We start from the raw sequence: 12,352 nt of genomic DNA on the forward strand, positions 1-12,352 counted from the left end.
CCCTTCCGTTACATCACGATGCGGCGGAAGTCCGCCAGCAGCGAGGCAAAGTACACGTTGAAGCGTGCGGCGGCGGCACCGTCGATCACGCGGTGGTCCCAGCTCAGGGAGAGCGGCAGGATCAGGCGCGGGGCGAACTGCTTGCCGTCCCACTTGGGCTCCAGGCTGCTCTTGCACACGCCCATGATGGCGACTTCAGGGGCGTTGATGATGGGCGTGAAATAACGACCACCAATGCCACCCAGCGAGCTGATGGAGAAGCAGCCGCCGGTCATGTCGGCCGGGCCGAGCTTGCCGTCGCGCGCCTTCTTGGCCAGGTCGCCCATTTCCTGGCTGATCTGGACGATGCCCTTCTTGTCAGCGTCACGGATAACGGGCACCACGAGGCCGTTGGGCGTGTCGGCCGCAAAACCGATGTGGAAGTAGTTCTTCATCACCAGCTGGTCGCCGTCGAGGGAGCTGTTGAACTCAGGGAACTTCTTGAGCGCGGCCACTGCGGCCTTGATCATGAAGGCGAGCATCGTGACCTTGACGCCACTCTTCTCGTTCTCCTTGTTGAACTGCACGCGGAAAGCTTCGAGGTCGGTGATGTCCGCGTCGTCATGGTTGGTGACGTGCGGGATGACGACCCAGTTGCGGTGCAGGTTGGCGCCGCTGATCTTCTTGATGCGGGAGAGGTCCTTGCGCTCCACCGGGCCGAACTTGGTGAAGTCCACCTTGGGCCAGGGCAGCAGGTCCAGACCCACGCCGGAACCGCCGGACGCCGTTGCGGGCGCCTTGGCGGCCTGGGCCTTGGTTTGCACCGCGCCTGCCATCACCTGCTTGGTGAAGGCGGCCACGTCGTCCTGGGTGATGCGGCCCTTGGGGCCGGTGCCCTTGACTTCGTCGATGGGCACGCCCAATTCGCGGGCGAACTTGCGCACCGAAGGCGACGCATGGGGCAGGCCTGCGGTGGGGGTGCCCGGCTGGTGGGCTGGGACGGGCACCGAGGCAGTGGCAGCGACAGGTGCTGCGGCGGCAGCCACAGCAGGGGCGGCCACGGGCGCAGGTGCCGGTGCAGCGGCCGCAACGGGTGCGGGGGCTGCCGCCGGGGCCGCTGCGGTGGCAGCGCCTTCGAGCACAGCGACCAGGTCACCGATGTTGACGGTGTCGCCAATCTTGACTTTGAGTTCCTTGAGCACGCCAGCGGCGGGCGACGGGATCTCCATGGAGGCCTTGTCGGATTCGACGGTGAACAGGGATTGTTCGACCTTGATGGTGTCGCCGACCTTGACCAGCATCTCGATGACGGCCACGTCCTTGAAGTCGCCGATGTCGGGGATGCGCACTTCGACCGGGCCAGCAGCTGCCGGGGCCGCAGCTGCCGCCACTGGGGCGGGAGCAGCTGCTGCAGGAGCAGCCGCAGCCGCTGGGGCTGCTGCAGCGCCTGCGTCAGCGGACTCCACCACGGCAATCACCGAGCCTTGCTTGACCTTGTCGCCCAACGCAATCTTGAGTTCCTTGACCACGCCTGCGTGGCTGGATGGGATCTCCATCGATGCCTTGTCCGATTCGACCGTGATGAGCGACTGCTCGGCCTTCACGGTGTCGCCCACCTTGACCAGCAACTCGATCACGCCCACTTCGTCGAAGTCCCCGATGTCCGGGACTTGAATGTTGACCAATGCCATTGTTCTGTCTCCGTTCGTTTTATGCGTAGAGCGGGTTGATCTTGTCTGCATTGATGCCGTACTTGGCGATCGCTTCGGCCACCTTGGTGGCGGGCAGCACGCCATCCTCGCTCAGCGCCTTGAGGGCGGCCACAACGATGTAGTGGCGGTTCACCTCGAAATGTTCGCGCAGCTTGCTGCGGAAGTCGCTGCGGCCAAAACCGTCAGTGCCCAGCACCTTGTAGTTGCGGCCCTTGGGCACGAACGGACGGATCTGCTCGGCATAGGCCTTCATGTAGTCGGTGGATGCGACCACGGGGCCGGTGCTGGTGCCCAGTTGCTGCGCCACAAACGGCACGCGTGGTGTTTCCAGCGGGTGCAGCAGGTTCCAGCGGTCGGCGTCCTGGCCTTCGCGGGTGAGTTCGTTGAAGCTCGGGCAGCTCCACACATCGGCCTGCACGCCCCAGTCGGCGGCCAGCAGGGTTTGCGCGGCCAGCGACTCGCGCAGGATGGTGCCCGAACCCAGCAGCTGCACGCGGGTGCCGCCCTCGGCGCCGGGCTTGCACAGGTACATGCCCTTGATGATCTGCTCTTCGGTCCCCGCCGTGAGGCCGGGCATGCTGTAGTTCTCGTTGAGCAGCGTGATGTAGTAGAAAACGTTCTCTTGCTGCTCAACCATGCGCTTCATGCCCTGGTGCATGATCACCGCGACTTCGTGGGCGAAGGTCGGGTCGTAGCTCACGCAGTTGGGAATGGTGTTGGCCAGGATGTGGCTGTGGCCGTCTTCGTGCTGCAGGCCTTCCCCGTTGAGCGTGGTGCGGCCCGAGGTGCCGCCCAGCAGGAAGCCACGCGCCTGCATGTCACCCGCTGCCCAGGCCAGGTCGCCAATGCGCTGGAAGCCGAACATCGAGTAGTACACGTAGAACGGCACCATGATGCGGTTGTTGGTGCTGTAGCTGGTGGCGGCAGCGATCCAGCTGGCCATGCCGCCGGCTTCGTTGATGCCTTCTTGCAGGATCTGGCCAGCCTTGTCTTCCTTGTAGTACATCACCTGATCACGATCGACCGGGGTGTAGAGCTGGCCCTTGGGGTTGTAGATGCCGATCTGGCGGAACAGGCCTTCCATGCCGAAGGTGCGGGCCTCGTCCACCAGGATGGGCACCACGCGGGGGCCCAGGGCCTGATCGCGCAGCAGCTGCGTGATGAAGCGCACATAGGCCTGCGTGGTGGAGATTTCACGGCCTTCGGCCGTGGGCTCCAGGATGGCCTTGAAGGTGTCCAGCGCGGGCACGGTGAAGCTCTCGTCGGCCTTTGCACGGCGGTGTGGCAGGTAGCCACCCAGGGCCTGGCGGCGCTCGTGCAGGTACTTCATTTCCGGCGTGTCGTCGGCCGGCTTGTAGTAAGGGATGTCGGCCAGTTGGCTGTCAGGAATCGGGATGTTGAAGCGGTCGCGGATGTACTTGATGTCTTCGTCCGACAGCTTCTTGGTCTGGTGCACGGTGTTCTTGCCTTCACCGGCCTTGCCCATGCCATAGCCCTTGACGGTCTTGACCAGCAGCACGGTGGGCTGGTTCTTGTGCTCGTTGGCGGCGTGGAAGGCTGCGTACACCTTGGCGGGCTCGTGGCCGCCACGGCGCAGCTCGAACACCTCTTCGTCGGTCATGTGCTCGACGAGCTTGAGGGTTTCAGGGTACTTGCCGAAGAAGTTCTTGCGGACAAAGGCGCCGTCATTGGCCTTCATGGCCTGGTAGTCGCCGTCCAGCGTTTCCATCATCAGCTGCTTGAGCTTGCCGCTCTTGTCGCGGCGCAGCAGCTCGTCCCAGCCATTGCCCCACAGCAGCTTGATCACGTTCCAGCCTGCACCGCGGAACTCGCCTTCGAGTTCTTGCACGATCTTGCCGTTGCCACGCACCGGGCCGTCCAGGCGCTGCAAGTTGCAGTTGATGACGAAGACGAGGTTGTCGAGGTTTTCACGCGCGGCCAGACCGATCGCGCCCAGGGATTCGGGCTCGTCCATTTCACCGTCGCCGCAGAACACCCAGACCTTGCGGTTTTCGGTGTTGGCAATGCCACGGGCGTGCAGGTACTTGAGGAAACGCGCCTGATAGATGGCCATCAGCGGGCCCAGGCCCATGGACACCGTGGGGAACTGCCAGAACTCGGGCATCAGCTTGGGATGCGGGTAGCTGGACAGACCCTTGCCGTCCACTTCCTGGCGGAAGCTGTCGAGCTGCGTTTCGGTCAGGCGGCCTTCAAGGTAAGCGCGGGCGTAGATGCCGGGGGCGCTGTGGCCCTGGATATACAGCAGGTCACCGCCGTGGCCTTCGCTCTCGGCATGCCAGAAATGGTTGAAACCGGCGCCAAACATGCTGGCCACCGAGGCAAACGAGCCAATATGGCCGCCCAGGTCGCCACCGTCAGCGGGGTTCAGGCGGTTGGCGCGCACCACCATGGCCATGGCGTTCCAGCGCATGTAGGCGCGCAGGCGCTTTTCAATGGCGATGTTGCCGGGGCAATGGGCCTCTTTTTCAGGCTCGATGGTGTTGACGTAGCCCGTGTTGGCCGAGAACGGCAGGTCAATGCTGCTCTGGCGGGCGTGTTCAAGAAGCTGCTCCAGGAGGAAATGGGCACGCTCAGGGCCCTCCTTGTCGATGACGGCGGACAGAGCGTCCATCCATTCACGGGTTTCCTGTTGATCGGCGTCCGTGCCGATGCCGAAACCGGCCTGAGGGTCGGGCTGAGCTGACATGCTTTGTCTCCTGTAGATGTGGCAGCAAATTTAGTACGTTGGGTCTAGTTTCGCACATTTTTTCAAAATTTCAAATGGTGCTTTTTCATTCCATATAATGATATTTTGCTGCAGATGCACATCTACTGACTGGGAGAATGCAGGGCACGGCTCCCCTACACTTGGAGGATGGATTCGATGCCCCCTGCCCCCTCCCCCACGGCTGCGACCGTGGCTGCGCCCATACGCTGGTGGCGCAAGTGGTGGCGCGGCCTGTCGCCCACCCGCCAGGACCGGTTTGCGGCACTTGCCCCCCTGGCTGCGGTGCTGATGTTTCTGGCGGCCATCGTGGCGGCTTTCTGGTACCTGCGGGCCGAAGAGGCCGAGCGCGAGCAAGAAGCCCTGCGGCGCGATGTGGAATACGCTCAGCAGCGCGTGCGCCTGCGCCTGCTGGAACGCCAGGAGCAGCTCATGCGCATTGCGCGTGACCTGTCCAACCAGGACCTGGGCCGCGCCGAGTTTGTGGGCCGCGCCGAAGCGCTGATCAGCCAATACCCAGAGCTGCAGGCCATCACCTGGATCGACGACCGCCGCCGCATCCGCGCCAGCCATGCCGCACCCACGCTGGCCAGCAACGAACTGCGCATTGCTGGCGAAGTGCTCAAACCCGGCGACACCGCCGACACCTTCGGCCTGGCACGCGACCTGCAGCAGCCCGTGTATGCCCAGCCCGCCGCCACCTCGGGCGATGCCACCCCGCTGCTGCAACTGCAGGTGCCGCTCAACAACCAGGGCAAGTTCAGCGGCGTGGTGCTGGGCGAATATTCCATCGACAGCCTGCTGCGCTATGGCACCCCCACCGAGGTGCTGGCGCGCTATGCCGTGACGCTGCTGGACAGCAAGAGCCAGGTGCTGGCTGGCACGCCGCTCGGGCCGCGCAACAAGGCCACCCAGCTCCTGCCCTGGACGCCCAAGGCCAACGAATACGAGATCCCTGTCTCCCCCGTGGGCAATGGCCTGGTGCTGCGCGCGCAGGCCTACCGCACGTCCCTCGGCGTGGTCGGCAGCGGCCTGTTCTGGCTGGTGGGAACGCTGAGTGCAATGACGGCCTGGATGCTGATCGCCACCTGGCGCCACACCCGGCGCCGCATGCAGGCCCAAGAGGCGCTGGTGGCCGAGACCAACTTCCGCCGCGCGATGGAAAACTCCATCCTCACCGGCATGCGTGCCCTGGACATGGAAGGCCGCATCAGCTATGTGAACGCCGCTTTTTGCCAGATGACAGGCTGGAGCGCGGAAGAGCTGGTGGGACTGAAGGCGCCTTTCCCCTACTGGCCCGAGGCCGACCACGAAACCCTGCAGGCCAAACTGCGCGACGAGCTGCGCGGCAACACCATGGCGGGTGGTTTCCAGGTGCGCGTCAAGCGCAAGAGCGGCACGCTGTTCGATGCCCGCCTGTATGTGTCGCCGCTGATCGATGCCCATGGCCAGCAGACCGGCTGGATGACCTCGATGACCGATATCACCGAGCCGAACCGCATCCGCGAACAGTTGTCGGCATCGCACGAGCGCTTCACCATCGTGCTGGAGTCGCTGGACGCCTCGGTGTCGGTGGCGCCGCTGGGCAGCGAGGAGCTGCTGTTTGCCAACAAGCTTTACCGCCAGTGGTTTGGCTCGCAGACCGGCGGGCACTTGCAACTGGTGGCGCAAGCGGGCGTGGTGCCTGTGGCGGGCAAAGAGCACGGCGGCATGGACGACGAAGACGGCCTGATGGGCCTGCCCACCGATCCGCTCACCAGTGCCCGCACCGAGAACGCCGAAATCTACCTGCCCGACCTGGGCAAATGGCTGGAAGTGCGCTCGCGTTACCTGAACTGGGTGGACGGCCGCCTCGCGCAGATGGTGATCGCCACCGACATCACCCCCCGCCGCCTGGCCGAAGAGCAGGCCGAACGCCAGGCCGAGCGCGCCCAGTCCGTGAGCCGCCTCATCACCATGGGTGAGATGGCTTCGAGCGTGGCGCACGAGCTGAACCAGCCGCTCACGGCCATCAACAACTACTGCAGCGGCATGGTCTCGCGCATCCAGAGCGGCCAGCTGACCGAAGAGGCGCTGCTCACGGCCCTGCAAAAGACGGCGCACCAAGCGCAGCGCGCGGGCCAAATCATCCAGCGCATCCGCTCCTTCGTGAAGAAAAGCGAGCCCAACCGGGCGCTGGCCGACGTGCACTCGATGGTGAACGAAGCCGTTGAGCTGGCCGACATCGAACTGCGCCGCCACAACGTGCGCCTGACGCACTACGTGGCCGCCCGCCTGCCGCCCGTGATGGCCGACACCATCCTGATCGAGCAGGTGCTGGTCAACCTCATGAAGAACGGCGCGGAAGCCATCCAGCACGCCAACCGCCCCGCTTCGGGCCGTAGCGTGGAGCTGCGTGTGGTGCCCAAGCAGATCGAAGACCGGCAGGTGGTGGAGTTTTCGGTGCAGGACACCGGCAAGGGCCTGGCGCCCGAGGTGCTGGAACGCCTGTTCGAAGCCTTCTTCTCCACCAAGGCCGAAGGCATGGGCATGGGCCTCAATCTGTGCCGCAGCATCGTCGAGTCGCACCAGGGCCGGATGCAGGCGGAGAACCTCTACAATGGCCCGGAGGTCATCGGCTGCAGGTTCTCCTTCTGGCTGCCGCTTGCCAAGCCTGCCGATGGCACTACAAATTCTGTAGCAAACGTACAAAACCCAAGGACTGTTGCATGAGCTTGATCCCGAAAAAAGGCACTGTTTACGTCGTAGATGACGACGAAGCCGTCCGCGATTCCCTGCAGTGGCTGCTGGAAGGCAAGGACTACCGTGTACGTTGCTTTGATTCGGCCGAGACCTTTCTCTCCCGCTACGACCCGCGCGAAGTCGCTTGCCTGATCGTGGATATCCGCATGGGCGGCATGACCGGCCTGGAGCTGCAAGACCGCCTGATCGAGCGCAAGTCCCCCCTGCCCATCGTGTTCATCACCGGCCACGGCGACGTGCCCATGGCCGTGAACACCATGAAGAAAGGCGCACTCGACTTCATCCAGAAGCCGTTTGACGAAGAAGAACTGGTGGGTCTGGTCGAGCGCATGCTGGACCATGCCCGCGAGAGCTTCGCAGGCTACCAGCAGGCCGCCAGCCGCGACGCCCTGCTCTCCAAGCTCACCAGCCGCGAAGCCCAGGTGCTCGAACGCATCGTCGCGGGCCGCCTGAACAAGCAGATTGCCGACGACCTCGGGATCAGCATCAAGACGGTGGAGGCGCACCGCGCCAACATCATGGAAAAGCTCAACGCCAACACCGTGGCCGACCTGCTCAAGATCGCCCTGGGCCAGAACGCACCCAAGGGCTGAGGGCTACTCACTTTTTAATAGCTGCTTGCGCTTATCCAGTGCGCGCAAACGGCATTTTTGACTTGTATTTTTGATATGACAGCACAGCTCATCGACGGCAACGCCCTCTCCCGCCAACTGCGCACCGATGTGGCGCAACGCGCTGCGGCTTTGAAAACCCGTGGTGTCACGCCCGGGCTGGCCGTGGTGCTGGTGGGCGACAACCCGGCCAGCCAGGTCTATGTGCGCAACAAGGTCAAGGCCTGCGAAGACAGCGGCCTGCACTCTGTGCTCGAAAAGTACGACGCCGACATGACCGAGGCCGCGCTGCTGGCCCGCGTGGAAGCGCTCAACAATGACCCGGCCATCCACGGCATCCTGGTGCAGCTGCCGTTGCCTAAGCACATCGATGCGCAAAAGGTGATCGAAGCCATCTCGCCCGCCAAGGATGTGGACGGCTTCCACATCGCCAGCGCGGGTGCGCTGATGACCGGCATGCCCGGCTTCTGGCCCTGCACCCCCTACGGCTGCATGAAGATGCTGGAGAGCATCGGTTACAGCCTCAAGGGCAAACACGCCGTGGTCATCGGCCGCAGCAACATCGTGGGCAAGCCCATGGCGCTGATGCTGCTGGGCCAGAACGCCACCGTCACCGTCTGCCACAGCGCCACTCAGGACCTGAAGGCCCAGACACTGCAGGCCGACGTGATCGTGGCCGCAGTCGGCAAGCGCAATGTGCTGACCGCCGACATGGTCAAACCCGGCGCCGTGGTGATCGACGTGGGCATGAACCGCAACGACGAAGGCAAGCTCTGCGGCGACGTGGACTTTGATGGCGTCAAGGAAGTCGCGGGCTGGATCACCCCCGTGCCTGGCGGGGTTGGCCCCATGACCATTACCATGCTGCTGGTCAACACCATCGAAGCCGCCGAGCGCACCGCTGCGGACTGAGCTCGCCACTCAGTGCCTCCGAGGTCGGCGTCGGCCGCTTTGCAACTTGAACCTGTGCCACCTGGCGCCATCTAATTTCGCATGAGCAACGCCCTTCTCGACTTCTCGGACCTACCCCTTTTCGACCGCATCACGCCGCAGGATGTCGCCCCGGCGATGGACGTGCTGCTGGAGCGCGTCAACCAGGCGCTGGAGGCCGTCACCGCCCCGGACTTTCCAGTCCGCTGGGACGCCATTGCCAAAGTGCTGGATGTGGCCACCGAGCAGCTGGGGCGCGCCTGGGGCGCCGTGAGCCACCTCAACAGCGTGGCCGACACGCCCGAGCTGCGGGCCGCCTACAACGCTGCTCTGCCCCGCGTCACCGAGTTCTGGACGCGCCTGGGTGCCGACGAACGCCTGTACGCCAAGTACAAGGCCATCGATCCCGCCACCCTCACGTCCGAGCAGCGGCAGGCCCACTCGAATGCAGTGCGCAACTTTGTCCTCTCAGGTGCCGAGTTGACCGGTGCTGCCAAGGAGCGCTTCGCGCAGATCCAGGAACGCCAGGCCGAGCTGAGCCAGAAGTTCAGCGAAAACGCTCTGGACGCGACCGACGCCTACGCCTACTACGCCACGGCCGAAGAACTGGAGGGCATCCCTTCTGACGTGCAGCAGGCCGCCCTGGCTGCGGCGGAGGCCGAAGGCAAGGCGGGCTACAAGCTCACGCTCAAGATGCCTTGCTACCTGCCGGTGATGCAGTTTGCCGCGCGCAGCGACCTGCGTGCCAAACTCTACCGCGCCTATGTCACCCGCGCCTCCGATCAGGCCGAAGGCGATGCCCGCAAATTCGACAACTCTGCCCTGATTGGCGAGATCCTGGCCCTGCGCCGCGAAGAGGCCCAGTTGCTGGGCTACACCAACTTTGGCGAAGTCTCCGTGGTGCCCAAAATGGCACAGTCGCCTGCCGAGGTCATCCGCTTCCTGCGCGACCTGGGCCGCCGCGCCCGCCCGTATGCCGAGAAGGATGTGGCCGATCTGCGCGCCTTTGCCGCCGAGCACCTGGGACTGAGCGATCCGCAGGCCTGGGACTGGCCCTACATCTCCGAAAAACTTAAGGAAGCCCGCTACGCATTCAGCGAGCAGGAGCTCAAGGAGTACTTCACTGCGCCCAAGGTGCTGGCGGGGCTGTTCAAGATCATCGAGACATTGTTCGAGGTCTCCATTCGCCGCGACTCTGCACCCGTATGGCATCCGGCGGTGGAGTTCTACCGCATTGAACGCAACGGTGCCCTGGTCGGCCAGTTTTACCTGGACCAGCCGGCCCGCACCGGCAAACGCGGCGGCGCCTGGATGGATGACGTGCGCACCCGCTGGCAGCGCCCGGACACCGGCGTGCTGCAGATGCCTGTGGCTCACTTGGTCTGCAATTTTGCTGATGGCGTGGATGGCAAGCCGCCCCTGCTGACGCATGACGATGTGATCACGCTGTTCCACGAATTCGGCCACGGCCTGCACCACATGCTCACGCAGGTGAACGAGCGCGATGTCTCTGGCATCGGCGGCGTGGAGTGGGACGCAGTGGAACTGCCCAGCCAGTTCATGGAGAACTTCTGCTGGGAATGGGACGTGCTCAAGCACATGACAGCTCACGTGGCTACGGGCGAACCTCTGCCCCGCGCCCTGTTCGACAAGATGATTGCGGCCAAGAACTTCCAGAGCGGCATGGCCACGCTGCGCCAGATCGAATTTGCGCTGTTCGACATGCTGCTGCACACCGAACACGACCCTGCACAGGACTTCATGCCCTTGCTGACGCAGGTGCGCCAGGAAGTGGCGGTGCTGCAGCCGCCCCCTTTCAGTCGCACGGCCCACACCTTCAGCCACATCTTTGCGGGTGGCTACGCGGCCGGGTACTACAGCTACAAGTGGGCCGAGGTACTCAGCGCCGACGCGTATGCCGCCTTTGAAGAAACGGCGGGCAGCGATGGCCTGCCCAGCACCGAAACCGGACGCCGCTACCGCGAAGCGATTCTGGAAACGGGCGGCAGCCGCCCCGCCATGGAGTCCTTCAAAGCCTTCCGGGGCCGGGAGCCCAGCCTGGACGCCCTGTTGCGCCACCAGGGCATGGCCGAGGAATTGACCGCCTGAGCCCGCCCAGCGGACACCATCCCCCACGCCGCCAGCCCACAAAAACTGGAGTAAGGAGAACAACCATGCAGAAACCCTTGTTTGCCCCCTTGTTGGCCTCGCTGCTGATGACACTGGCTGGCGCCAGTGCACAAGCGCAGGGTGTCTACCGCATCGTCGGGCCGGATGGCAAGGTGACGTTCTCCGACCGCCCGCCAGCCGATGCTCCGGCGCAGGCAGCACGCACTACCGGTCCGGCGCCAGCGCCTGCCAGCGGCGCAGCGCTGCCGTATGAGTTGCGGCAAATTGCGACGCGCTTCCCTGTCACGATTTACACGGGCAATGACTGTGCCCCTTGCGTGGGCTTGCGCAACGCTCTTGTCGCCAGAGGCGTGCCATTCAGCGAGCGCACCGTGTCCACCAATGAAGATGTGGCAGCGCTGCAGCGCCTGAGCGGATCGGCCAGCCTGCCGTTTGGCAGCATTGGCGGCCAGCAACTGCTAGGGTTCTCCGACGCGGAATGGACACAGTACCTGGATGCGGCGGGCTATCCCAAGCAGTCACAACTGCCGGCCAACTACCAACAGCCCGCCGCTACGCCACTGGTGGCGGTCAAGTCGGCTGCAACGGTTCCTGCGGCAGAGAAACCCAAAGCGGCAGCCCCTGTACGACCCGCACCGGTGGCCCGCCCTATTGATGGCCCAACGCCCAGCAACCCGGCTGGTATCCGCTTCTGACGGGCACCATAACGCCGCTGCACCAGCCAAAAGAAGGGGGTCCCACGGGACCCCCTTCTTTTTAGTAACGCTTCTGCGCTATCGCACAAACGTTTGTCGGCAAGCCACTCAGAGGGAATAGTCCAGCGTCTTGACCCCCTGCGCCGTCCCCAGCAGGCATACCGTGGCCTTCTGGTGGGCAAACACCCCCACGGTCACCACGCCCGGCCACTGGTTGATCTGCGATTCGAACGCCAGCGGGTCGGTGATCGACAGGCCCTTCACATCCAGGATGTGCTGGCCGTTATCGGTCACCAGCGGCTGGCCGTCCTTGAGGCGCAGGCTGGCCTGACCGCCCATGGCCTCGAAACGGCGCGCAATATGGTTGGCCGCCATGGGGATCACTTCGACCGGCAGGGGAAACTGACCCAGCGCCTGGACCAGCTTGGACTCATCAGCGATACAGACAAAGCGCTCGGCCAAGGCCGCCACGATCTTCTCGCGTGTCAGTGCCGCGCCACCGCCTTTGACCATGTGGCCCTGACCGTCGATTTCATCAGCGCCATCGATGTAGACCGAGAGCGACTTCACTTCGTTGGCATCGAACACAGGAATGCCGAGCGCCTTCAGGCGCTCGGTGCTTGCCACAGAACTGGATACAGCGCCTTTGATCTGGTCCTTCATGCCCGCCAGCGCATCGATGAACTTGTTGACCGTGGAGCCTGTGCCCACCCCCACAATCTCGCCGGGCACCACATACTGCAGCGCGGCTTGGCCAACCAGGGTCTTGAGTTCGTCTTGTGTCAGGGGAGTCATCGTCGTCATGGGAGAAAATCGGGGGTAATCCTG

The 12,352-nt window shown here is 64.1% G+C and carries 8 protein-coding genes; 5 read left to right on the top strand and 3 right to left on the bottom strand.

Annotation, left to right across the window (positions count from 1 at the left end; genetic code table 11):
• Nucleotides 1-8 precede the first annotated feature (8 nt).
• Together aceF and aceE are read right to left on the bottom strand one after the other, a co-directional pair.
• A complete protein-coding gene (gene aceF, locus ACSQ3O_RS13845; RefSeq protein WP_436139310.1) occupies nt 9-1,670 on the bottom strand; it encodes a dihydrolipoyllysine-residue acetyltransferase in 1,662 nt (553 codons plus the stop codon).
• Between the two features lie 19 nt (nt 1,671-1,689).
• Nucleotides 1,690-4,398: a pyruvate dehydrogenase (acetyl-transferring), homodimeric type gene (gene aceE, locus ACSQ3O_RS13850; RefSeq protein ID WP_436139311.1), complete on the bottom strand. Its 2,709-nt coding sequence runs from the start codon at nt 4,396-4,398 to the stop codon at nt 1,690-1,692.
• Between the two features lie 168 nt (nt 4,399-4,566).
• Here aceE and ACSQ3O_RS13855 point away from each other — a divergent pair, with 168 nt between their 5' ends.
• From ACSQ3O_RS13855 to ACSQ3O_RS13875, 5 genes are all read left to right on the top strand, one after another.
• The gene (locus ACSQ3O_RS13855; RefSeq protein WP_436139312.1) at nt 4,567-7,128 is read left to right on the top strand and encodes a PAS domain S-box protein; all 2,562 of its coding nucleotides are present in this window, start codon (nt 4,567-4,569) and stop codon (nt 7,126-7,128) included.
• A complete protein-coding gene (locus ACSQ3O_RS13860; RefSeq protein WP_015013997.1) occupies nt 7,125-7,751 on the top strand; it encodes a response regulator transcription factor in 627 nt (208 codons plus the stop codon). Before ACSQ3O_RS13855 ends, ACSQ3O_RS13860 begins: the two co-directional genes overlap by 4 nt.
• 75 nt (nt 7,752-7,826) lie before the next feature.
• Nucleotides 7,827-8,681, top strand: coding sequence for a bifunctional methylenetetrahydrofolate dehydrogenase/methenyltetrahydrofolate cyclohydrolase FolD (gene folD / locus ACSQ3O_RS13865; RefSeq protein WP_298450599.1), 855 nt, complete (start codon nt 7,827-7,829; stop codon nt 8,679-8,681).
• Between the two features lie 81 nt (nt 8,682-8,762).
• On the top strand, nt 8,763-10,808 hold the full coding sequence (locus ACSQ3O_RS13870; protein WP_436139313.1) for a M3 family metallopeptidase: 2,046 nt from the start codon (nt 8,763-8,765) through the stop codon (nt 10,806-10,808).
• Nucleotides 10,809-10,873: 65 nt separating this feature from the next.
• Entirely contained in the window at nt 10,874-11,524 is a 651-nt protein-coding gene (locus ACSQ3O_RS13875) for a glutaredoxin family protein (RefSeq protein WP_436139314.1), read from the top strand.
• Between the two features lie 108 nt (nt 11,525-11,632).
• Here ACSQ3O_RS13875 and rpiA read toward each other — a convergent pair whose 3' ends face one another.
• On the bottom strand, nt 11,633-12,328 hold the full coding sequence (gene rpiA, locus ACSQ3O_RS13880; RefSeq protein WP_137745551.1) for a ribose-5-phosphate isomerase RpiA: 696 nt from the start codon (nt 12,326-12,328) through the stop codon (nt 11,633-11,635).
• Nucleotides 12,329-12,352: the final 24 nt, after the last annotated feature.

The sequence above is a fragment of the Acidovorax sp. LjRoot74 genome (assembly GCF_964254355.1).
Lineage (GTDB): Bacteria > Pseudomonadota > Gammaproteobacteria > Burkholderiales > Burkholderiaceae_C > Acidovorax.

Bases quoted from the DNA above. Each gene is read 5' to 3' on its own strand.
- rpiA (WP_137745551.1), bottom strand. From the start codon at position 12,328: ATGACGACGATGACTCCCCTGACACAAGACGAACTCAAGACCCTGGTT.
- ACSQ3O_RS13855 (WP_436139312.1), top strand. From the start codon at position 4,567: ATGGATTCGATGCCCCCTGCCCCCTCCCCCACGGCTGCGACCGTGGCT.
- folD (WP_298450599.1), top strand. From the start codon at position 7,827: ATGACAGCACAGCTCATCGACGGCAACGCCCTCTCCCGCCAACTGCGC.
- ACSQ3O_RS13870 (WP_436139313.1), top strand. From the start codon at position 8,763: ATGAGCAACGCCCTTCTCGACTTCTCGGACCTACCCCTTTTCGACCGC.
- aceF (WP_436139310.1), bottom strand. From the start codon at position 1,670: ATGGCATTGGTCAACATTCAAGTCCCGGACATCGGGGACTTCGACGAA.
- ACSQ3O_RS13860 (WP_015013997.1), top strand. From the start codon at position 7,125: ATGAGCTTGATCCCGAAAAAAGGCACTGTTTACGTCGTAGATGACGAC.
- aceE (WP_436139311.1), bottom strand. From the start codon at position 4,398: ATGTCAGCTCAGCCCGACCCTCAGGCCGGTTTCGGCATCGGCACGGAC.
- ACSQ3O_RS13875 (WP_436139314.1), top strand. From the start codon at position 10,874: ATGCAGAAACCCTTGTTTGCCCCCTTGTTGGCCTCGCTGCTGATGACA.